The 24,092-nt window shown below is 46.7% G+C and carries 17 protein-coding genes; 8 read left to right on the top strand and 9 right to left on the bottom strand.

Going from position 1 to position 24,092, the window contains the following annotated elements:
* Positions 1-3: 3 nt before the first annotated feature.
* Positions 4-1,065, bottom strand: coding sequence for a tellurite resistance/C4-dicarboxylate transporter family protein (locus KE626_RS21835; protein WP_211975114.1), 1,062 nt, complete (start codon positions 1,063-1,065; stop codon positions 4-6).
* Between the two features lie 184 nt (positions 1,066-1,249).
* Here KE626_RS21835 and KE626_RS21830 point away from each other — a divergent pair, with 184 nt between their 5' ends.
* Together KE626_RS21830 and KE626_RS21825 are read left to right on the top strand one after the other, a co-directional pair.
* Positions 1,250-2,161, top strand: coding sequence for a sterol desaturase family protein (locus KE626_RS21830; protein WP_211975113.1), 912 nt, complete (start codon positions 1,250-1,252; stop codon positions 2,159-2,161).
* 219 nt (positions 2,162-2,380) lie between these two features.
* Positions 2,381-3,022: a hypothetical protein gene (locus tag KE626_RS21825; RefSeq protein ID WP_211975112.1), complete on the top strand. Its 642-nt coding sequence runs from the start codon at positions 2,381-2,383 to the stop codon at positions 3,020-3,022.
* 19 nt (positions 3,023-3,041) lie between these two features.
* Here KE626_RS21825 and KE626_RS21820 read toward each other — a convergent pair whose 3' ends face one another.
* Positions 3,042-3,998 (bottom strand): ligand-gated ion channel, encoded by a 957-nt coding sequence (locus KE626_RS21820; protein ID WP_211975111.1) that lies wholly within the window; start codon positions 3,996-3,998, stop codon positions 3,042-3,044.
* A gap of 470 nt (positions 3,999-4,468) precedes the next feature.
* On the opposite strand from KE626_RS21820, the gene KE626_RS21815 reads away from it, so the two are divergent.
* The 4 genes from KE626_RS21815 (at position 4,469) to KE626_RS21800 (ending at position 7,804) form a co-directional block, all read left to right on the top strand.
* Positions 4,469-4,732 carry a hypothetical protein gene (locus KE626_RS21815; protein WP_211975110.1) on the top strand — a complete coding sequence of 88 codons (264 nt, stop codon included), beginning with the start codon at positions 4,469-4,471 and terminating at the stop codon, positions 4,730-4,732.
* A gap of 62 nt (positions 4,733-4,794) precedes the next feature.
* Positions 4,795-5,727: a TlpA family protein disulfide reductase gene (locus KE626_RS21810; protein ID WP_211975109.1), complete on the top strand. Its 933-nt coding sequence runs from the start codon at positions 4,795-4,797 to the stop codon at positions 5,725-5,727.
* Positions 5,728-5,921: 194 nt separating this feature from the next.
* Complete coding sequence (locus tag KE626_RS21805) at positions 5,922-6,173, top strand: hypothetical protein (protein ID WP_211975107.1); 252 nt, start codon at positions 5,922-5,924, stop codon at positions 6,171-6,173.
* Between the two features lie 74 nt (positions 6,174-6,247).
* Positions 6,248-7,804, top strand: coding sequence for a TlpA family protein disulfide reductase (locus tag KE626_RS21800; RefSeq protein ID WP_211975105.1), 1,557 nt, complete (start codon positions 6,248-6,250; stop codon positions 7,802-7,804).
* 177 nt (positions 7,805-7,981) lie between these two features.
* Here KE626_RS21800 and KE626_RS21795 read toward each other — a convergent pair whose 3' ends face one another.
* The 7 genes from KE626_RS21795 to KE626_RS21765 all read right to left on the bottom strand — a co-directional run bounded on the left by KE626_RS21795 (position 7,982) and on the right by KE626_RS21765 (position 20,061).
* A complete protein-coding gene (locus KE626_RS21795) occupies positions 7,982-8,818 on the bottom strand; it encodes a DUF5018-related domain-containing protein (protein ID WP_211975103.1) in 837 nt (278 codons plus the stop codon).
* A gap of 30 nt (positions 8,819-8,848) precedes the next feature.
* A complete protein-coding gene (locus tag KE626_RS21790; protein ID WP_211975101.1) occupies positions 8,849-10,576 on the bottom strand; it encodes a RagB/SusD family nutrient uptake outer membrane protein in 1,728 nt (575 codons plus the stop codon).
* Between the two features lie 29 nt (positions 10,577-10,605).
* Complete coding sequence (locus KE626_RS21785) at positions 10,606-13,920, bottom strand: TonB-dependent receptor (RefSeq protein WP_211975099.1); 3,315 nt, start codon at positions 13,918-13,920, stop codon at positions 10,606-10,608.
* Between the two features lie 209 nt (positions 13,921-14,129).
* Entirely contained in the window at positions 14,130-15,287 is a 1,158-nt protein-coding gene (locus KE626_RS21780) for a FecR family protein (RefSeq protein WP_211975098.1), read from the bottom strand.
* Positions 15,288-15,416: 129 nt separating this feature from the next.
* Complete coding sequence (locus KE626_RS21775) at positions 15,417-16,013, bottom strand: RNA polymerase sigma factor (RefSeq protein WP_211975096.1); 597 nt, start codon at positions 16,011-16,013, stop codon at positions 15,417-15,419.
* Positions 16,014-16,321: 308 nt separating this feature from the next.
* Positions 16,322-18,307 (bottom strand): flavin monoamine oxidase family protein, encoded by a 1,986-nt coding sequence (locus KE626_RS21770; protein ID WP_211975095.1) that lies wholly within the window; start codon positions 18,305-18,307, stop codon positions 16,322-16,324.
* 35 nt (positions 18,308-18,342) lie between these two features.
* A complete protein-coding gene (locus KE626_RS21765) occupies positions 18,343-20,061 on the bottom strand; it encodes an alpha-keto acid decarboxylase family protein (RefSeq protein ID WP_211975093.1) in 1,719 nt (572 codons plus the stop codon).
* A 402-nt stretch (positions 20,062-20,463) separates the two neighbouring features.
* Between KE626_RS21765 and KE626_RS21760 the strand changes: the two genes are divergently transcribed.
* Positions 20,464-23,274 carry a family 78 glycoside hydrolase catalytic domain gene (locus tag KE626_RS21760; protein ID WP_211975091.1) on the top strand — a complete coding sequence of 937 codons (2,811 nt, stop codon included), beginning with the start codon at positions 20,464-20,466 and terminating at the stop codon, positions 23,272-23,274.
* A gap of 119 nt (positions 23,275-23,393) precedes the next feature.
* Entirely contained in the window at positions 23,394-24,089 is a 696-nt protein-coding gene (locus tag KE626_RS21755; RefSeq protein WP_211975090.1) for an alpha/beta fold hydrolase, read from the top strand.
* Positions 24,090-24,092: the final 3 nt, after the last annotated feature.

Genomic DNA, 24,092 nt, shown 5'->3' with positions numbered 1-24,092 from the left:
ATGTTATCCTTTTTTCCTGCCCGCTGAAAACAGGTCAATAAATAAACCAATAAATACGATTACCCATGTAGTTAAAGCTAATATAACAAATAAAGCCGAAATCGGTTTAATGAAAGTGAACCCCGTAATGGAAGCATACGTGAACGTACACACGCCGTACATGCCCAATGGAAATACCATCGACCAGTACTGCGGATCATATTTGAGCGGTACCCGCGCAATGAAGTGCCGGTAGGCAAACATGAGGAACAGCAAAGGAATCCACCAGCTGGCAAATGCCCAGAAAAACATGGTGAACGCCTGCACAAAACCCGCCCAGTGACTCAGCGTTTCGTGGCCGTTGGCATACATGACCAGCCGCGACCCTGCCAGCGTAATAATGGCTACAGCGCCCATATTGATCCAGTAAGGGGGCGTGAGGGTTTCAGCTTTCATACTGAAAAACAACCAACGATAAAGGATCAGACCGATGAGCACAAAATAAAACATGCCGCCGATCATATACGCACATAAAGAAATAAAGGCGATCAACCAATGAAGCGGACTGCTGTTGGCAATAATAGCACCCAGTACTGCCACGGATTCCGTGGCTACTACTATCAGCAGCCAGGCGCCGTTAATACTCTGCTCCAGCGATGGCTTGGGCTCCTTTAGGATATTCACCAGGAAAAAAGTATATAACAACAACGCCCAAAGCACAAAACCCGTTATCCATAGCACCAGCGCAATGTCCATTCTCCCGGTAATAATAGCCACCTCGCTGCCCAGCACATTATTGCCTGCCACCAGCGTAAGAAAGGTAACGCCACGGGCTGAATGATGAAGATCGTTCCATACCACTGCAGGGTACCGGATAATACGGAGGATAAGGATCACCCAGAGCAGCAGGTAAAAAATAACATTTAGTACCAGGAACAATTCCGCCAGCCATACATATTTCCAAAGGAATAAGCCGATAGATACGATACCGGTAGCCATTACCAGCGCAAAATAGCCGGGGAAGAAGCTTTCCAGGGACGTGGTAGTAACAGGCTGACCAGGTTTTGCAAGAGGCGCTTGAGGCATGAACAGGGTTTTTATGAACAATCTTTCTTCCTGTAAAAATAAGGGAATTCATACTTCCTTCCTCTCCGCACGAAAGGATAACTTGCAAGGAATATTTTTTAGTAGTACTATAGGGGTTTATTTGCCGGGAATCGTCTTATTACGGAAACCGGGAGCATTCCCTTTTTGGGAAAAGTATTTACCTATGACAGAAACAACTTTAAGTTCGGCAATTTTTTATTTATTCAGCGCTATCATTATTTTAAGCACCGTCGAGTCGTATTTCAGCTACAGGCACGATAAAAAGTACTACGATTCAAAAGACACCCTGACCACCATTTACCTGATGAGCGTAAATTTCCTCGTGAATGTGGTAATGAAGTCAGGCACCTTCCTGTTGCTGGACTATTGCTACCGTCACTACAGCATCCATTTTATATCCAACGTTTTCCTTTACTGGACCGTACTGATATTGCTGCAGGATTTCCTGTACTGGCTGCTCCATGCCACCGGTCATTATATCCGCCTGTTCTGGGCAGTACATGTTACACATCATTCATCCGAACATTTTAACCTGACCACCGGTTTCCGTTCCAGCGTATTTGAACCGATGTACCGCCTGTTCTTTTTTGTGCCGCTAAGCCTGCTGGGCTTTAGCGCCATCGATATATTGTTTGCCTATTACATCACCCAGATCTATGGTAACCTGGTACATACACAAACCATTGGAAAGCTGCACCCGGTGATAGAATATATCTTTGTAACCCCTTCCCATCACCGGGTACATCATGCCAGCAATTTCCGCTACCTCGATAAAAATATGGGCATGTTGCTTATCATCTGGGACCGTTTGTTTGGCACCTTCCAGGAAGAGCTGGCAGAAGATAAGGTAAAATACGGCCTGGTAAAAGAACTGGAAAACCGGGGACCGGTGAACATCATCTTTCATGAGTTCGTGGCCCTGTCGCAGGATATGAAGAAAACAGACGCGCTATCCGACAAGCTGAAATACCTCTTTTATGCACCGGGATGGAGCCACGACGGCCAATCACAAACCAGCAAAGACCTGCAGCGCCAGCTGGCGGAAGAGGAAAGCGCAGCCTGTCTGAAAAGCTGATGAAGAACGGCAGGAGGGAATCGCCTCCTGCCTGCTGATACGCAGCGTTAGTCTCCGTACGCTGCAACCGGCTGTCATTACCGGAATAAAAAAATGGCTACTGCCGTATGTTATCTCCCGAAATATATTTCTTCCCCAAAAATTTATTATCTTTTCAGCACACTTTTAAAATAACCCATATACCCGGTAACTATTTATCCGTATAACTTGTGATATCCAATGAAACACATCAGCAGATCGCTTTATCCCGATGAAATACGTTTGTTAAACAAGCTGAAAACGAAACTGCTTAAAAAGAAAGCGCCCGGATTTCAACTGTACCAGTTTATCCCGGTATTACTTACAGGCATGATATTCATCTACATGATCAACCTGATCAGGGTGCCCATTGTAACGGTTGTTTTTGGTACCATAGCTATAGGATGTTTTCTATTTGTGGTGATGACGCCTTATGAATCATATAGAAAAAAACAACAGGCAAAAAAACGGCTGTCACAGGTGAATCATTTTTTGCTCACCAACGAAGTGGAGGTAACGGTGATCCATGCACGACGTATAGCGCTCGCCTGTGAATATGAAGATGAAGGTGATTTGTTGCTGGTTGAATACGAAGCTGATGCCGTGCTTTATTTGTGGGACCATGACTATCGGCTGAAAAAGCGGTTCCCCTGTCTTCATTTTGAAATTTATAAAGATGACTTTGCTTCGCTGACAGGCAGGCCCGTAAATGCTTTGAGTGAAAGGATTGTACCGGCGGTGATAGATGCCGGCGCAAAGTGGAACTATTTAAAAAAGCATGGCGGCCCGGTGCATATGACTACGGAGCAAATTAATTTTGAAGAATTACTGGAAAGATTTTAATACCTCACTGCGCTGCCTGCTAACCGTTACTCGCCTTTGTAATAAAATACACATTCAGCGCCACATACAGCAGTAATACTACCTGGGCCAGCACCAGGTCCATCCTGTGCGCCTGCTGCAACTTATTTGCCTTGATCAGCTTCAGCGATAAAGCCGAAGAGGTAATCACCGCAAAAATAAAAAACAGGGTAATGCCGTGTAAAGTATCTACCAGCGTAAAAGTAGTAGAGTCGGGTAAAGAGGAATCAATAATATATTTGTTACCAATGGCGGCAAACAGTGAGCCTACGCCCAGTCCAAACCGTGAATCAATATTATCCGGATGGATATAAAAACAGGTATACGCAATCAGGAACGACACATACATGCCCAGGAACATCTTCCAGAATAACTGACCCGCATCCCTGCTGATCCCCATTCTTACAGTAAAGGCGCTGTATTCGGTATGCGGGGTTGGTATGCTGCTGTCGCCGAAAGCCGTTTCATAGGCTTTGATGTTGGTCGACATTTTGAAACTGTCAATATTCCAGCCTCTCAGTGTAAACCGCGGATCAAAATGTTTACCCAGCGTGTCAGTGGCAAATACCATGGATTTGGAATCGAATTGTGAATTTTCTATGGAAAACCGCAGCCGTTGCCGGTCAAAAGGAAAGTTGTTGATCTTCCACGAATCCTTCATCACACATTGCAGCTTCATCAGCAGGTAAATACTGCCATTGCTGGAATCAATAGTAGAAAAGGATTTGGTAAATGACTTAGCCTGGGGGATTTCCAGGTTTTGAGCAAAATCAAATTTCTTGTTATTATACCTGAGCCACAACCAGAGGTTGACGGTATACTCGCTTTGCTTGAAATCAATATCATGAATGCTGGTGATGTAGATACCAGTTTTAACGGTATCAGGCGGCGTTTGCCTGGCCAGTGAAGTGGTAACAGATAAAATGAAGCATATTAAAAGCGGTGTTGCTTTTTTCATTTATTTGTTTTTTAGAGAGATGAGAGATCAGTCTTTATACCTTCATGATAAAGATACACTTCTAATGCCAGCTAACCCGGTTTGTGGGCTAAAATAACGGTAGAATAAATCAAAATAGCAGTAGTTGAATAGGGGCCTTGTTGCTATTATTGTATAAATAACTACGACATTTCCTGATAGTCAACCCAATTTTTCACCCTCATAACCAATTATTTTTTATCTAAACTTTAACCCTATGGCTTTCTTTGAACGAATCCACCAATATAGTTTTGATTTGACGTAAATCGGCTCGAATTAAAAACCCTGTGTCATTTATAAAATGACCGGTGCAAGATATTATTTCTCTATTTAACTCGAGTAATGGTAGAGGGTATTAGCCATAATATACTATGGCCCGGAAAAGGGCGAATTATTTATCGTGTTTCAGAAAACGATAAAGTCTTTTTCATTTCAAACCTCAAATTTAAAACATGAAGAAGCTAAGATTAAGTCTTCAACAACTTTCCAACGTGGAAGTGCTCTCAAGAGAGCAGTTAAAAACACTGTATGGCGGTGATGGTAGCGGCGCCGGAAGCGGTAATGGCAGTTGCCTGGCTTGTTATTGCGGTAGTACGATGAGCAGCTGTTATTACACTACAAGTCCGTCCACTCTCTGTGAGCGTGTTTATCCTAATTGCAATGAAGATTTGTATGCAAGACCCATAATCGATTGTAAAGGCTGCATTATGAATTAATCAATTTTTATTAGCATTCTGGAGCGGGCGGCGACGGTCGCTCCTCTATTAAACCAGTCAAGATGAATCGCTTGCTTTTCCTGTTTTTAGCAATTTCTATTTGGGGCTCGATTACATTTGCTCCAAGCTATGCATCATTTATCTCCATTCAGCGAATTTCTGATCCTGTTCAGGATACTTTGCCTGAAAACGGCGCCTGGGACACCACCCTGGTTTTTCCATCTGTAAAAGCGCTTTTGCAGGCAGATGCCAGGAAGCAGAAGCAGCTACGGGATTGGTATGGGAAACACAAAGAGGAGAAGGACGCACAGTTTTTATATGATAGCCTTCAATACAGTTCCACAGATAATTTTGCCGTACTAATGTACAAACATCTGTTACGAGGAGAAAAAAATGCAGCGAGTATAGGTGCATTCGCATTCGCTGCGCGGATATCCCCATATCCGGGTAAGGCCAGGATGGAACATCTTCTCAGCCTATACCCGCCAGCGTTGCGAAAAAATCCTAATGGTCAGAAAATTGCTGGCATCCTGCGTGGAATTAGTGCGAACGAAGGTAAAAATATTCGCCGGCTACTGGAAGCGACTGTAATCAGATCAGAAAGCGGGAGCACCCAAAAGCTGGCAGCGTTGATCCGGGAATCCCGGGTAAAAGTGCTGGTGTTTGGTGGGTCGTGGTGCAAACCATGCAGATTTAATGATATCGAGATCCATCATGCAGCGGAAAATTGGGTTTCCTCCGGCATTCAAATCTACCATTTTTCTCTCGACAGGGATCCTGATAAATGGAAGGCAAACAAATCATTGCAATCCCTTGGCGCTGTTTCCTGGTTGGTAGAGGGCAACTTCAACTCCCCGCTGGCTAAGCAGCTGAACTTCACAGGAGTGCCGCAGTATATTGTTGTTGATAAAAACGGTGATGTGCTGATCGACGTTTATAATGCAAGACAGTTAATTGAACGAATCGAGCAGATTAGGAAAGCAAGGGATATTTAGCCTGTATTATTCCGAAAACCATAATATTCACGACCTGGAAAATTTTCTATCTGCACAAATAAATAATAAAACAATATAAATGAATTAATGACTTGTAAATAACGGTGCACGCCCGTTAACGAATGTCATTAACAGGCATAGGCGGCCTATACTCAAAGCCTATACTATTTTATTAACAACCTAAATTTCAATTAATGAAAAAACTTAAATTGAAAGCGTTGGAACTTGGCGTCACGGAACTATTGTCCCGTGAACAACTCAAGAAAGTATTCGGTGGAGTTGATGGATCTGGTAGCGGGGGCGACTGTAAGGGCGACAAATTTGAAGTGTGTAAAGGTCAGGCGGAAGGAACTAAATGCTGCTTTACTTATAGCGGCACAGTTTATTCCGGAAAATGCTATGCGTTTGCACCAGATTATAAAATACACTGTTCGGACCTGAACTAGATTTATTCCAGGATTACTGAAGATGGCAATTGTCGTTTTTAGTAATCCTGGGCATTATAATTGAATTTATCATCATGTTATCATTTAAAATGAAGTTGACCTGCGTCGTCTTATTGTTTCTCTTGCCGGTGATTGCTGTCGCTCAATCGGGGGATCCTGTCCTCCAGGCGGGCACTGTTGACATAAGCGGCGAAGTAACTATTCCGAAAGCTATTAAGAAAGATAGTGTGTGGTTGTTTCTGAAAATTCCCCAACCATTTACCGGCGAGGTTGGTCTGTATAAGACGCTGCTGGATTCAACCGGGAGATTTGTATTGAAGGTAAACACCGAAACAAATGTGAGCAGATGTGCTGTTAGCACGGATATAAATATAAATAACCAGGTAACCATCCTGTTAAAAAATAGCCACGAAAATAAAATATCCTTCAATTATAGTGATGACGGAATTATAAATAAAGTCAAGGTTGGTGATAGTACTGGATTCACTGATGAGGAACTTATCCAGAGTCTGAACAAATTTAGCGAAATGATCAGTGAAAGATCCGGTAAGCCTATAGAACCTTTATACAATAAGAAGTATAGTGCCTTTATAGACCATGCAAATGAGGTCTTGCGGAGAAAGCAGACCATTCTGAATAAACCACCCCTTTTATCTGAAAGGATGAAGGAAATTCTATTCAAGGATTATTCCCTGGCCGTATACCATCTTCATGTATTCGATTACGAGGGTGAAATGATTTTAAACTACAGGAATACGAATAATGGAAGAATGCCAGATAGTTCAGAAGTGAAGAAGCCTACACGAAGTGATTATTCGTTTTTGAAAAATCTGGACCTGAATAATCAATTGTATCTGTATTCTTTTTCTTATCCCACCTTCACGCGCGAGTTATTGCTAAATAACACGTTGAATATCCCGCGTATCCAGGATACCCCCATCCGTGAGTGGACAAGAAATGTGAATGAGATTTTGCAACCGCTGATCGGATTTGATCACGGCCTGTTCTATGATATGCTCGTAGGCAATGCATACGCGATGCAATTTGAGCTTGAACTAAAGCCATTGACATTAAAGCAAATTGAAAACATCAAAAATTATTATAAGGGTAGTGATTTGGAGAGGGTTCTTCTGCGAAGAAATAACGATATAATACGGAAAGCTAAGCTAAAAGAAACCCTGGTGGTTAACAATACTCCGGATGTATCTTTTAAAGAATTAATGAACGCTATTGTCTCCAGGTATAAGGGGAAAACTGTTATTGTTGATTTTTGGGCAACCTGGTGTGTACCTTGCATTGAAGCCATCAAAGAATCCAGGGACTTAAAAAAGCAGCTCGCCGATAGAGATGTTGTATTTGTTTATATAAGTAATCCTTCATCTCCTGAAAAATTATGGGAAAAACATATACAAGGTATCGGTGGTCAGCAGTATTACCTGAGTGCAAAAGAATGGGAATATCTGTTGGATAGTTTTAATTTTGATGGTATACCTGCTTACCTGATATTTGATAGGAATGGAGTACTTAAAGATCAAATTACCGGATACCCGGGGAATGAAGCGATGCAAAGGAAGGTCGAAGCAGTGCTGGAACGAGATCTCAGCTCAAAGGGGCAAGCGGTGAGCCAATAGAAGTAGGGATATTATACCGTGTGGCCAAGGCAAGCACATTGAAGCTTAACAGCCACCTCCTGAACATTCACCTCAAAACTGCAATGAGCAGCCACTCAAATCAAATTCAAAGGGCCGTTCTAAAAAGAACAGCCCTTTAAATTTAAGCCACGTGTTTTTTAGGAATCAATATGTTTATTACTTTAATGCCAGCACAGTATGGAATCTCCGCCAGTTTGCCGGGTTCCCGCCACTGTAATAGTAATAGTTTAACGTAAAACGTTTGTTTACCGGATCGTAGGTGGATGCAGGAGTGGTTTCCTGTTGTACTGCTACCACTGCATCAGGATCACTGGAAATGGTGACGGTGTTATCGCTATTCATGGTAATGAAATAGGTAATACCGGGATTAGCGAAGTACCAGTACGCCGCCGTTGCCTTTAGCTTGTTGGCGCTAATAGTAATAAGCTCCTGGGTATAGTCTGCCGGGCAGGTCTGCAATCCTGCGGACGCATGATTAAGGGTACCGGTTTCGATGTAACTGCCTTCCCATTGGTTTACCACTGGCAGCGGGGAAATGGATATTACCCAACTTTTCTTACTGCCATTTGCTGCCATTACTTCGTACTGCACAGGTTTGGTAAAATCACCCGGTTTTCCGAGCGCCGGTGAAGCACCAACAGGACTTATAATAGCCGCTTCCGGAATATTGGCGTAGCCCCATATTTTACTCAGCGTAACCTTCGTTTTTTCACTCCGCGGAAAGCCGGCGGGGAAAGAAGGTGTTACGTAAACGGTATCATGGGAGATCGTTTTCGCTCTGTTTAACTGTACTGTCTTTGCCAGTATGCGGGTAGTTTCCTGCGGCGTGCCCTTGTTGTCAATAACGGTATCAATGTATTTATAATACAGGTTAAAATCACTGATATCATTTAAAGAAGAGTTGTTCATTTGCGACAGGTCCTTCTTCAAACAAGAGCTCATCACCAGCGCACCCAGCGCAATTATAATAAAATGAAGATATTTATGTTTCATACTAAACGGAATTGAAGTTGTTGAAATGTCCTACCAACCGGCATTCTGGGTGAGGATAGGAAGTGCCACGATCTTGGACTGCGGTACGGGAAACAAGTAACGCTTGGGCGTAAATTTCAGTTCCTGTCCGTTCTGTTCGTTCATCTCAAATACCTGGTAGGTTTTACCGTCTGAGCTGATGGCGATACCATGTTCTTTGCCATTTAATTCTGGTATGGCTACACCGGTATTTTCATAGCCCTGTTTCAAACCACCGGTCAGTTGCATGCCCCATCTTAATAAGGACCAATAGCGGTCGCCGGTTTCGAGGATCATCTCTATATGCCTTTCTCTCCTGTAATCATTCCACAGGTTTTCATCGGTGGAGGTGATGTTATTTTTAAAGCCACCATGTACCTGGTAGGTTTTAGTAAGATAGGTCCGCGCATTGGCTTCATCACCCAAACGGATACACGCTTCTGCGTAGTTCAGATAGGCTTCTCCCAAACGGAGCACGCTATAGCAAAAGTCGGTAGGGTCGGAATACCAGAGTTTTTTAGCCTGGTATAGATATTTGGCGAACAGGTAACCTGTAACAGAGGCGCCGCCGTTGATATTGCCGCCATTCAGTGGTTGTACATTGGAGGAGGCGTTACCATCCGCTCTCAGGTATGCCCAGTTGCCGAAATATTTGCTGCTGTCGCAGATGATAGAAGCATAAAATCTTTTATCCCTGTTTTTATACATCTTTTCATAAGCGCTGCCGCCGGTTTGGTTGAGGGTAGTTTGATTCCATTTTCTTTCCTTCCCGTCGGCATCTGTTACCAGGTAGTCATCTACCAGGTCTTGCGTAGGTGCATAGTTCATCCAGCCTTCTATAGATTCTTTCAGCGGGAACTTTTGCATTGCAGCATCGGTAAGCTTGGAGGGTATCATATCGCTGTTGCATACAAGGGACTGCATGGGCGTACTGGAGAAACTGGTATTGGTGTTTTTCATTTCAAATACCAGGATGTTTTCCGGAGATGCTACTGCCGTGCTGTATGCGTTAAAGAGATTGGAATAGTCGTCCAGGCTGTACTGGCCGAGCGCGAATAATTTGTCGCCGGCGGTCTTTACAACAGTATAATAATTTTTATCATTCAGATATGCGCCGGCCTGTAAAGCCACCCTCATTTTGAGTGCATAGGCGGCGCCTTTACCGGCACGACCTCTGTCATTAGTCTGGGGCAGGAGATCAGCGGCATCATCCAGGTCCTTCAAAATAAAATCATAGGTTTCCTTCAGGGAAGAACGGCCAATATTGAAGTCACTTTCTACTGTCAACACATCCTTTACCAGCTGCACACCACCAAAACGGAATGCCAGGTTAGAATAGATGGCTGCCCGCAAAAAGTGGGCCTCGCCCAGGAAAGTGTTTTTTTGTACTGTCGTAAATGAAGAAGCGGGTATATTTTGCAGCACCAGGTTTACCCGGCGTATATTACCAAACGCTCCCCAGCCTTCATCATTGTTACGATCTATCTGCTCCGTTTTCTCAGAGGTATAACCGCCGCCCCAGGGATGATTCCGGATGCTTTTAGTGATAGCGTCGTAGTTCCAGGAGAAAATATAACCTGCACAGTTGGAGTAGCATTCATAGATATAACCCTGGGTCAAACCATAGTTACTCCACACATCACTGCCGGTGTATTTATCCAGCGGTTTGGTATCCATCACCCTCGTACAGGAAGTGACAGTCAGGAAACACGCGATGATCAGTATAATATAGTATTTCATTTTTCAGACATGTTTAGTGCATAAATTACTTAGAAGCCTATGCGGAAACCCAGGGAATAAGTTTTGTTAACGGGGTAGAAAAAGTTGTTGTTGTCTGCCAGTTCCGGATCAAAATATTTTTTTACCGGGGAAAGCGTCAGTAGGTTGTTGCCACTTACAAAGCCCGTCAGCTCGTTGAAAGCGCTGGTTTTCTTTAATAACCTGGTGAAATTGTAAGACAACGTCACACTTTTCAATCGTACAAAACGCCCGTCTTTCAGCCAAAAGGTGCTGGAGGTATAGTTGTTGCCCGAGTTCATGGTGTTGTTGCCGGCCCTTGGGAAATCTGAGTTCTTATTGTCGGCCAGCCAATAGTTTTTCTGGAAGTCGAAGTTGATCCTGCCGAAGCCTTCTCCGCCCTGCAGGTAACCTCCAAGGTATACGCTGCGTGTTCCTGCTCCCTGTATGAGTGCATCCAGTTTGAAGCCCTTGTACTGAAGTCCGAATGGAATACCGAAGGTGAAGCGGGGAGAGGATGACTTACCCAGACGGCGGAAATCCTGTGCGTCGATTTTGCCATCACCGTTGGTGTCTTCCAGCCATATATCACCCAGTCCCAATGCTGAAGAAGTAAGACGGCTGGGATTATTGAGGATATCGTCAAAATTTTGATATAGCCCACGTGAGCCGTACATAGCGGCATAATAATCCTGGTTTACACCCTGGCTGCGTGTATACGGGTTGGTGAGGGTCGCGCTGTCTTCATTTGTCCTTTCCCAGAGATAGTTGAAGTAGGTGACGTTAATTCCCACATAACCTTTCAGGTCCTTGCTAACATTAAAATTATAGTTGAGCGCGGCGTCTATACCTTCTTTACGGGTAGCGGCGTCTGTAAGCACCAGTGGCAAACTTTGTCCGAGTGGCTCAGTGTAACGATAAGCGGGGTTGCCAAGAATATTGGTAGTACGGGTATAAAAATAATCAATATTACCGCTCAGTTTTTTGTTCATCGCTTCAAACTCAATACCTAGGTCACGCGAGTGTGTGGCAAACCAGGTAATGTTCTGATTGGCAATGGTGAGCCCTCCTTCGTAGTAACCGTTTTGCAGGTTACCATTGGCTACATAAGCCTGCGTATGTACGCCATACTGCGGCAGGTAGGCATACTTTGTTCCTCCGATGGAGCCCACTTTTCCATAGGAACCTCTTAATTTGAAATAGGAAAATATATTATCCAGGTGCAGGTTATCGTAGAATTGCTCCTTCGATATTATCCATCCTGCACTTACTGCGGGAAAAAATCCAAAGCGTTTTGATGGCGGAAAATAGTCGGAGCCATCGTAACGACCGGTAAATTCCAGCAGATATTTACGGGCATAGTCGTACTTGATCCTGCCCACATAGCCTACTTCTCCCCACTCGCTGGCAGAACCGTCATTTACCTGTGTGGCGGCGTCGCCGGCAAACATCTGGTCAACCGCCGTCGATGCGAAGTTTTTACGCTGAGCGCTGAACCATTTGTTATTGCCGCCTCTTGTAACCGATACCAGTGTGGCGCCCAATGTGTGTTCTCCGAAGTTGGTGTTATAATCCGCCTGGAATTCTACATTATAGGAGCGGGTATTGCTGCTGCTCTGGGCCAGCGTGGGGCTTGGTGTAGGATAAATAGTACCGTCGGTATTGTACTGTGTTGCCAGCACATTAAACGTTTTGCCCGGGTTGGAGCTGAACACATAGTCGCCCAGTGCTTTTAGCGTTAATCCTTTTACCCAGGGTACATTCCAGGTGAAGGTGAGGTTACCGTCATTAAAAAGCGTTTCAGATCTGCTGTAACCCGGCGAATAGATTTCAGCCAGCGGGTGATCCACCAGCGGGGCAAAACTGCCATCCTTATTAAACGCCTTTTCCAGTGGGCTTTTGGCAACGATATGGCTGAAGATGGAACCGGAACCGGCCGGTGGTTGAGTGCTATAGGAATAATAACCATTTAACCCCAACGCAACGGTAAGTCCTGTGCCATCGAAGGTAGTGCTGATTTTGGTGTTATAGGAAAAACGCTGTACCCGGAAGGAGTTATTCACGTAGTTGCTTCCCTGGTTAAAGTAGCCCAGCCCGGCGTAGTACTTTGTTTCTTTTGTTCCACCGCTTACAGACAGGTTATGGCTCTGTTGGCGGGCATATTTACGGAAGCTCAGTCCATACCAGTCAGTATTGGGATAGGTATCCGGATCTGTTCCGTTTTTTATTTTATCCAGTTGCTCGGGCGTATAAACGGAATTTTTACCGTTACCTGCCGACTCACCAATGGCATTCGCCACCAGGGCTTTGTCGTAGCTGTTGATGAGTTTTGGGAACAAGCTGGGCGTATTCCATGCCATGTTATTGGAATAAGACAATCTCGGTTTTCCGGTTTGCCCGCTTTTAGTAGTCACCTGCACAATACCGGCAGCTGCTTTTGCTCCGTAAACAGCGGTGGCTGCGGCGTCTTTCAGAAAACTGATGCTTTCCACATCGCTCATGTTCAGGGCAACAAAAGCCGCCTGGTCCCTGATAATTCCGTCAATTACATATAACGCGGTGCTTTGTCCAATCAGCGGTTCTCCGCCTCTGATGGTCATAGCAGGCACACTGCCTGGCTCTCCGCCGCTGAAATTGACAACAACGCCGGCAGCACGGCCAGCCAGTGCAGATTGGATATCAGTATAGGGAGCGTCTTTAAAATTGTCTGTTTTTACAGTGGTAATGGAGCTGGTCACCGTTTGCTTTGACTGTTTACCATAACCCACCACGATAATTTCATCTACCTTGCTGGCCGATAATTTCAGGGAGACATTCATTTCTTTGCGACCGTCTACTGCAACTACCTGGTCTTCATAACCGATAAAAGAAATGATGAGCTGATCTCCTGCATCTACTGTAAGCGTAAAAGCTCCCTGGTTGTCGGAGGCAACGGCCTTGTTTTTCCCTTTTACCCGGATAGACGCACCCGGTAAAGGATTGCCTTTATCGTCGGTAATAATACCTTTGAGCACGATGGGAACAATTGTGGGGGAGAGTCCTGATGCCGTGACCTCCTTTTGTTTGATCACTACTGTTTTACCCACAATGGCGTAGCTGAGTGGTCGCCCTTTAAAACAGGCATCCAGTGCTGCTTCCAGGGATACATTCTCTACGTTGGCAGTTACTTTTTCCATATTCCTCAGTAAACGGTCGTTACTGAAAACCTGGTAGCCGCTTTGCCTGCTGATTTCCCTGAAGACCTTCGTCAATGGCACATCTTTTACATGCAACGTGATGTTCTGGCCATACCCTTCGGCCGATGCCTGTAAACAGGCCGCTAATAAAAGGATACTCGTCACTTTCATAACTGACACGATGTTGGTTGATTGTCGGAAGCAATTCGCCTTCCATCTGCTAACGAGGAATTGCCTATGAAATCTTAATTTCATAACTTCATGAAGTTTAGGTTGATAAAAAACAATTGGTAATTGTGAACTATACGGCCTGAACGATCCGCCGGCAGTGTTCCACCACTGCCGGTTTCTTTTTTATTCAGTCTTTTTATTTAGTATTTCTAAGGATTGATTAATATCGTTTTATCGTTGATAGTGGCTGTTACTCCGCTATAGTCAAGTATTTTGAGGAATTCGGACAAGCTGGCATCAGTAGAAATTGAGCCGGTAAACTGTTCCTGTGGCACGCCGTGTGGATATTTAACGGTAACATTATACCAGCGTGCTGCCTGGCGCATCATCATTTGAATATCTGTTGCATCGAATACAAAAAGCCCCTCTTTCCATGCTGTTACATCAGCTGCATCTACCTGCTTTACTACTGTTGAGGAGGGGGTAATACGTGCCTGCTGCCCGGGTGAAATCACCACCGGTTGCTGCGATGCCCCACCGGAAACCCTTACTGCGCCTGATACAAGCGTTACCCGGATATCCGGCTCATCGTCATAAGTATTAACATCAAAATGGGTCCCCAGTACCTGCACCTCCAAACCCTTGTCAGGGCGCGCTACTACGAAGGGCGCCGCTGCATTTGACGCCACCTCGAAGTAGCCCTCTCCCTTAATAATTACTCTTCTTTGTTTTCCGGAAAACGAGGTGGGATAGGTAAGTGAGGAAGCAGCATTTAGCCATACCTTGCTGCCGTCGGCCAGTACCACTGCCATGGCCCTGCTACCAGCAGGAATACTAAGGGTATTGTATTGCGTTTGCTGATCGTGACCACCGGCCATATATACAATTTGCCCGCTGTCGTTCTTCACAATATTTGCGTCTGCCTGGCTGGCCAGCAGGCCGTTTCCGGCACTGTCGAGCAGTATTTGCTTGCCGTTGGCCAGCGTAAGTACTGCGCGTGCTGCGGAAGGAGCGGGAATATCGCTGACCCGCTTCGTTACTGTTGCCATCGTTTTTGCTTGCCGGTTGCCATTCAAATAAATGGCGGTCAAACCACCGGCCAGCAGCAATACCGCTACGGCAGCTGCGGTGGCCCACCATCGGCTCCTGCGGGGCTCCAACGACTTTTTCAGCGCCAACTGCGCCTGTATCCCTTCCCATGTTGCTGCACTAAACTCCGCTTCATCACCGGTTACCAGGATGCTTTCGGTATCACCTGCATTCACCTCGTCGTACCAGGCGAATAGCTCGTTGATTTCTGCTTCGGTGGCAGTACCATCTATATATTTTCGGGCAAGCCGCTGTATGGCATCTTTGCTAAAAGGCATAAATCCTGGATTTTTATTTACACAGGGTAATACCTATAATAGATACATGAGCGAAGACTTTGTACGCAGCAATTGGAAAAAAAATTAAAAAAAGAAAAGGGATGACAAACAGGGGTAAAATACCGGTAATCAGGAGAACAATTTCCAGGCAACAAACAGGAAGGTCATCACAAATACAGCAGTACGCAGGGCTCGCAGCTTTTTATGCATAATTTTCATCACCTGACCAATATAGCGTTCCGCTGTACGTGGCGATACGCCCAGCTGTTGCGCTACTTCCTCAAGTGGTTTGTCTAATAATTTATGTTGGATAAATATCAGGTTGAATTTTTCCGGCAATGCTCCGGCATATTTCACGAGTATATCCAGGAGTTGCTTGTTTTCCAAATCAAACTCAACTGCTTTCCCTTCAATACCAGCGATGCCTGCGTGCGTTTCGTAAAGGGCTTGTCTGCGACTCTCATCCGCCAGGTAACGGTATACGGCATGCCTTGTCATGGCGGCGAGGTATTGAGGCAAAGAAGCAATTGCAAGCCGCTCCCGCTTATTCCAGAGATTCAAAAACACCTGTTGGATAATTTCTCTCGCTGCTTCTGTGTCGCGAAGACGTTTGTGTGCAATAAAAAGCAGCCGTTTCCAATACTTGTTGTAGATCTCATTAAATGCGCCTTCATCACCCTGAACCAGCAACTGGCACAATTGTTCATCTGTGTAATCTGAATACATTCACCAAGAGATATCTGATATAGAGAAATTGTTGTTTGGTTGACCCTCTCTAAAATAACGTGGACTTTTTCCGTTAAACTTTTCCGTTTCTGTCCGGGCTCTGTTAAGTCTGTCTAAAGCTCTTACTAATTCCTATTCGGTCCTAATGTTATATTATCTATCTCTGGTGTTTTTTACACATACGGACTCGTGCTTCTGGTTCAACTCCGCACCAATAGCATACATAAGCGATTCCGTGGCAGGGAGTTATCATAAACAACAAAACCGCCCCCAAAAACAGGAGGCGGTTTCAGTATTATTTATACATCTTATCCGCAGGGGCAAATAAACGGATAATGTTCTTCATCAATAATGGGCTTGATGCCAAAGAAATCGTTCAACACTGATTCCGCGGTACAGTAGGCGCCTTCCACCCAGGCCTGGTCATTGGAGTAGGCTTCTCCAACAATAAAGATGTTGGCGTCTGCTCCGTCAATCAACTGCGAAGGCTTCCTGATTTTCTGTTGCACATCGCAGATATTGTAATGACCTGCATAGGCGTGGTAGCCTGCGTTAAATGGCGGAAGCGACCAATCCATGTATCTTGTTTCCAATGGCTCGGGAACCGCTGAGTAATCGGCCTGTGGTCCGAAATGCACAGCTGCCAGTTGCTGCCGCAGCATCTTAACCATGATATCCGGTGCTTTCCGCGGGCCTTCCAGCGTTTGACAGTTTTCCGAGATGGGTATCTTGCGTGTTTTGTTGGGCCCGATTTCCAGCTCCTGCCAGAAACTGGTGAATGACTCATCGTCGTAGCTGGCGAGTAAGCCGTATATTTTATCTCCCGTCTGATCTAATGCATTATTCCCGAAATACACCACCTGGCGTATGGGCATATCCGTTACACTGGGGCCTATACTGTTACGCTGCGATGTGTTCAGCAGCTGTTCTTCCTGTACAATGGTGAGTCTTTCCCTGATCAGCTTTTCCGTAGCGGCTATCAGGTCTGCTGCTGCGGTAAACGGCGTTTCCATGATGCTACTGTCCTTGCTGATGGCGGTAATATATGCCTTGGGAAAACCCTGCTCCACCAAACTGGTCAGCACGGCTGTTGTTACCTCGTAGCTGTTGATTTGTGCAGGGTAGGGCGGTGGTGTAGCGGCATTATCGGCCCACCAGGGCTCATGGAAAAACATGCCTACCTTATAGGACGGCTGCATGATGGCAGATTCCAGGTACAGCTGCACCTGCTGGTGATTGAGTACATCCAGCCCCTCGTGGTCTTCATAACGGGTGGCTTGCGCTACCAGGTCGATAGAATGGCGGGGCATGGCCATCCACGCGGCGTTAGTAGTTTTTTCGCCCGACTTTTTATTGGGCTTTTCGCGGGTGGCGATGGTATAATGAATCACACCATCCTTCTGCAGAATGGAGTGCAAACGGGTATTGGGGTAATAATTGAAATGGACGCCTTTTTCTTTGGCCCGTTTCACGATGCTGTCAAACAAGGCGTTAAACATGCTGGAATAGCCGGTAGTCAGTGTCCTGTATTCCGTGCCGGGCGTGAATTCGTTATTGGCCTGTAATGCAACGGCCGCATTCCAGTTAATAACGTTCGACGTATAGCCGTTACCGTCAGAGGTATAGTTGTAGCCTTCGGAGCCCAGCTGGTCAAACATCAGGTTCCAGTAACCGATGTCTTTCAGGTGATCTCCCTTTTTATACACAGACGACTCGGGCAGATCCACATTAATTTTGCCATGCTGGTAGAAGTCGCACCACTCGCGGCGGCTTTTATTTTTTGTAACCGCCAGGCTTTCTACCAGGTTGAAACCGGTATCAGGCGAGTCAGTGGCGCCGAAATTATTGACATTGTACGGCGCCGGGTTGCTGGAGGTAATGGCGTTCAGGTACATGTTTTTTGTACGCAGGTAATACAGCGGGTTCACGGACTCATTAAAGGGCACGGAGTATTTGTCGAGCCCCAGCTGTGATATCACGGTGGTGACTAAACGATGTCCGTCGCTTTTAGGTTTTCCATCCCAGGCGAGATAGCGCATACCGCCTACTTCCAGGTAGGAATTCTTCTTATCATCCTTGTAATGCCAGGTGCATACACGGGCGCCGGCCGCGCGGCTGCCGGGGTTTTCCTGGGTGAAATCATATTGTCCCCAGTCGTAGAGTTCCAGGGTGTCGCCTTTCACCAGCCCTTTTGCACCGGCCCCGGTGCCGGCGGGTGATTTGTCGAGCAAACGCCACGCGGTATAAAGCCCCGCGGCGCCAGCTCCGAAAATAGAATAGGTTTTGTTTTTCATAAGAGTCATTTTGAGGTAGTGAGAAGAAGCGCGATTTATCCTTCCTCGCCAAGGCGGCGCATCTGTTCCGGAAGGTCTTTTTCCGGGATGACCACCTGTACAAGAACAGGTTTATCTGTAATATTTTTTATTTTGCCCAGTACATCGTTTAATTCCGCTATGGTGGTTACCCGGAAACCGGCGGCGCCATAGGCTTTGGCGAGTGCGGGGTAATCCCATTCGGGGAGCAGGTCAAAGGTGTCGAATTTGTGCGCTGGTCCCGGTTTGAAGGAATTTAGGTTTACATACACCTGCTCAATGGCATATACCTGGTTACTCATCACAAAGATGACGGCGTTGAGTTTATTCCGCGCCAGGGTGGAGAGCGACTGGCACATCATCATAAAGCCACCGTCGCCGGCTATTGTCCACGCTCTTTTACCGCTGCCAAGCTGTGCGCCGCAGGCGGCCCCGGTTTCGTAACCGATCACCTGCCAGGCGGCAGAAGAAATAAAACTGTTGCGGTGTAATCCATACGCGTTGGTGGCCACATACAGCGCAGAGCTTACCCCAAACGTCATCACAATATCCTTCAGCATATTTTGCTTTTGCAGGAATTGCATGGAATGCTGAAAAAAGCGGTTATACGTAATCACATCCGGTTTGTCATCCCAGTCGGGATCTGAATTAGAGATCCAGGGTTCCGGGTATTTGGGCTGAGGAGGCGCGATGGTAGTGTGCGGATAACCTTTTGTTTTTTTGAAGAGCACCAGCAACGCTTCCATGAAATCCTTCATGGTCACGTTTTTATAGGTATAATAGCCGGCCCGCACCTGTGCGGTATCTGCCAGTACCATGGTGGCATATTTGTTTTGCACAAACCAGAGATAGTCATCTGTGAGAATAGTACCCAAGGTAAGAAAGCAATCGGCCTGGTCTACTTCATTGATCACACTTTTAATAGAGGCGGCGTCCGAATAGGTGCCGATAAATTTATCACCTTTTTCTGTAAGCACTGATTTCCCCAGGGTAGTGGTGGTATACAGAAAGCCGCTGGCATCAATGATTTCCTGGAGCAGGTCAGACAGGCCATGACGCAATATCTCCACGCCGGCAAATATCATGGGATGTTTGGCGGCGATGATTTGCTTCCATGCCTGGGCTACGGCGGCCTCCAGTGCTAACGGATCACTTTTGAGTACTTCGGGTTGCAGCGCTTTTCCCAACGGAGGAGTACAAACCTCACCCCATACTTCCTCATAGCAGGCAATGTATACCGGCCTTTTGTGGGTGATGGCGGCAATGAGCAGCTGGTCAATTTTTTCCGGCGCGCCCGCGGCGGTGCTGAGGGTAATCGCAGCTACCGTTACCTGCTCATATACCTGTTGGTCTGCATTCAGATTGCCGGTAGAATGGTGAAATAAAACGTCGTACATTTTGGTCATTTGCCGGTCGTCCGATCCGGGAGTGGCGGTGATCACCACCACAGGGCTGCGCTCAACATAAGCGCCCGCAATGGCATTGAGCGCGCTGAAGGTGCTTACCCCGAATTGTAACGATACCGCCGCGAGCCCTCTTGTCCGGCCATAGGCATCTGCGGCATAGGCGGCATCCAGTTCATTCATGGCGCCTATTGCGGTTACACCATCAAAGTGTTCAAGGGTTTGCGTGAAATGTTTAACATAGTCGCCGGGGATCTGGAATACCTCGGTAACATCGAGCTGCTTTAACCTGGTCAGCAGGTAGTCAGCCACGGTAAACGGCTTCTTTTGCATGTAAGAGGATTTATTTTTGTGTTCATGGATAGATTGAGGGTGTTTATACCAGGGAAAGACAAATAGGGCGAACCGGGTATGCTACTAAGTTAATGGAATTTAAAGGATAACAGAAAGGAAGAAAGGCTGTTTTTAGGCGGTACCGGGAAATTTCCCGGTATGATCCGGATGTTAGCAGTGCTAACTGAAACCACCGGAAACTGGACGCAGATAGAATTATCCGACCTTTTCTTTTTTCAGATGATACAACAGCACGTGAAGCCAGGGAACATTACCGGTTAATGCAACCCCTGCATTAGATAACCCGGGCAGGACGGCACAGGTTGCAAGACCTGATTTTTATTTTTAATATTGACGATACTGTTCACCTTATATTTGGTGTCCGCATTAAAGATATTTACTATGATAAAAAAAACCTGTTCCAGCTGGTTACTTCTAACACTGTTTTTCGTCACTACCGCTTTTGCCGCCATTCCAGGCGCTATACTGCCTGTTCAGCTGCGATGTGAATACCTGGTAAACCCCAGGGGCATAGATGAAATACAGCCACGTTTAAGCTGGACACTCAGCGCCGCCGACAGTACCGCTTATGGTCAGCGCCAAACAGCATGGCGCATATTGGTGGCCGCCACACTACAGGAACTCGAAGAAAATAAAGGAACCCTTTGGACATCGGGCTGGATCAACTCCGACGAAATGCAGCATATCGTTTACAAAGGAAAACCCCTGTTGTCGGATCAGACCTGCTACTGGAAGGTGTCTGTTAAAGACGAACAAGGACGCATCTCCGGTTGGAGTGCGCCGGCGTCCTGGTCTACCGGGTTGTTACACTCCGCCGACTGGAAAGCCCAATGGATTGGCACAGATGAAATATTTGATCCGAAACAGAAAGATTGTAACATATCAGATCCCTGGCTGCGTAAAACTTTTGAGCTGAAAGCCGTACCACAGCAGGCCAATTTCTTTATTGCTTCCGTGGGTTTTCATGAACTGTATGTAAATGGTAAAAAGATCGGCGATGGCGTAATGGCGCCGGCCGTTACCAATCACACCAAAAGAGCAAGGTATATTAGCTACGATATTGCAAAGGAATTGAAGCCGGGTAAAAATGTGATCACCATCTGGCTGGGCACTTCCTGGTCTGTTTTCGGACCATACATCGTGCCCGGGAAGCCGCAAACGCCCATTGTAATAGCGCAGGGAGCAGTGTATAACGCCGACGCGCCAACGCCGGTAATACTGCTTAAAACGGATGCTTCCTGGCTTACGCATCCAAGTCCCAACAAACTGCTGGGCGTATGGGACTCCAACCGCATGGGCGGCGAGCTGTGGGACGCCAATAAAGAAGTGAAAGACTGGAACACCATTGCATGCGACGAAAGCAGCTGGCGTAAAGTAACCGTTTACCATCCTGACCTGCTTTTATCTGCACAGATGGTAGAACCCAATAAAGTAATGGATGAAATAAAACCTGTGTCCATCCACCCGTTGCCCAATGGGAACTATGTGGTGGATATGGGGGTGAACTTTGCCGGCTGGACAGCCATCCGGGTAAGCGGAAAGCCGGGAGACAGGATTGATTTCCGGTTTTCAGAACGCGAGGGGGTAGACATGACCTTTGGTTTGCACAGCGCCTTTATTATTGGCCCAACAGGTCAGGGGGAATTCCGCAATCATTTCAACTATAGTTCCGGTCGCTGGATTACCATCACGGGATTAAAAACGCCGCCCTCAACAGCCGACGTCCGGGGCTGGCTGGTACGCACCGCCTATGAGCCGGCCACCAGCTTTAGCTGTTCTGATACATTACAAAACTGGATCTATGACCGGGTCCGCTGGACCTTCCAGAACTTATCGATTGGCGGGTATATTGTGGATTGCCCGCAGCGGGAAAGACTGGGCTACGGAGGAGATGCACATGCCACCTGCGAAACAGGCATGTTCAATTTTCATATGGGCGCTTTTTATACCAAATGGATGGAAGACTGGCGTGATGTACAGGGATCAGAATCTGTTGTGGGCAACATGTATGATACCGCCTGGGCGCATAAAGGAATCATGAGCGGTCGTCATCTTCATAAAGGTATATTGCCACATACAGCCCCTACCTACATGGGCGGAGGCGGTCCCGCCTGGGGTGGCATCGTGGTAACGTTGCCCTGGTTTATTTACCAGCAGGAAGGAGACCGGCGGATACTCGAAAACAACTTTGGTATGATCAGCGACTGGCTGGATTTCCTGGATACGCAAACAAAAGACAACCTGCTGCAACGGTTTGGCGGGCGTTGGGACTTCCTGGGAGACTGGCTCTGGCCGGGAGCTACCGCGGAGGGGATGAATAATAATAAACCACAAACGGTATGTTTAAATAGCTGTTACCGCGTTTTTAACCTGCGCACTGCAGCAAAAATAGCCAGGGTGCTGGGCAAAAACACCGAAGCTTCGCAATGGGAGCAGCAGGCCGATTTATCCAGTCGTGCTATCAACGACCGCTTCTACAACGCCGCCGATAACAGCTACTCCGACAGCTCCATGGCCAATATGGCTGCTGCATTGCTGGCGGGCGTACCAACATCCGCGCAACGCGGCGCTGTGATGAAGCGGCTGGAGAAAGAAATACTGGTGGTACGCCAGGGGCATATCCATGCAGGCATTACAGGAGGAGCCCTTCTATTCAAACTATTACGCGATGAAGGACGGGATGACCTGTTGTACAGTATGACTTCCCAAACAGATTATCCGGGTTGGGGGTATATGAAGGCAAACGATGCCACCACCATATGGGAGATGTGGGAAAAGAATTTGCCGGGGCATTCCCTGTTACACAGCTCCTATCTTTACCCGGGCGCCTGGTATGTCAACGGCGTATCGGGCATACGCCGGGATCCGCAGTCCGGCAAAGGTTTCCGGCGTTTCATTATCCGGCCGCCACTATTAACGGCATCACAGCTGAACTGGGCGCGTACCTCTTTTGAATCGTCGGCCGGTACCATTAAAACCGCCTGGCGCCGCGAAGAACAAGGACTCAGTTTAGAGGTAACAATACCTCCCAATTGTACCGCAGCGGTGGAACTTCCGGAGAAAGAAGCGGACAGCGTAAAAGAAGGCAGCGGGCATCTCAAAAAGAAAGGCGTGCAACATGGTTATGCCTTGTTTGAATTGCCCGCGGGAAAATATACCATAACAACGGCATCATCTCCCGTAAAAAAATAAAAAACAAAGGGGTAACATTACTAAAATGTTACCCCTCTTTTTATGGCAGAACATTCGCCCGGACTAAGGTGTTGTATGAAACGCCAGATTGTTGGCATACACACCTAAAATGTAAAAACATGGCTAACCAGGACGTTACTATTATCCTTGTTCACGGGGCATGGGGAGATGGATCCCATTGGCGGCATATTATTCCCGCCCTGACAAAAGAAGGTTATAAGGTAAGGGCAGCACAGAATCCGTTGACCGGATTGGAAGATGATGTTGCTAAAACAAAGGACCTGATAGATGCGCAGGAAGGGAAGGTTTTATTGGTAGGACATTCCTACGGCGGAGCCGTCATCTCCGGAGCCGGCAATCATGAAAAAGTGGTAGGCCTGGTATACATCGCTGCTTTTGCTCCTGACGAAGGGGAGAGCCTGGGTGGTATCTTTGCCAGGCGGGAACCGCCCAAGGGAGGCGCCAGCATTTACCCCGACCCCAAAGGTTTTTTGTGGATCAAATACGATGAATTTCATGATTCTTTTTGCCAGGATCTGGCAGCAGACGAGGCTTTGGTAATGTCGCTCGCGCAAAAACCAATACATGGGAAAGCCTTTGGCGACGCGGCAGGCAGCCCGGCATGGAAAATAAAACCCAGCTGGTACCAGGTGTCGGACCAGGACAATATGATTCCGCCAGCCACCGAAAAGGAAATGGCAGAAAAGATAAACCCGCGTAAAACCATCCACCTGGATGCAGGACACGCATCGCTGGCTTCACGTCCTAAAGAGGTAACGGCCCTGATTTTAGAGGCGGCAGCAGCTGTGAAATAATAC

This window comes from Chitinophaga hostae, from assembly GCF_018224885.1.
Classification (GTDB): Bacteria; Bacteroidota; Bacteroidia; order Chitinophagales; family Chitinophagaceae; genus Chitinophaga; species Chitinophaga hostae.
The sequence above is the reverse complement of the archived record's forward strand: the minus strand, read 5'-3'. Positions and strand labels throughout refer to the sequence as shown.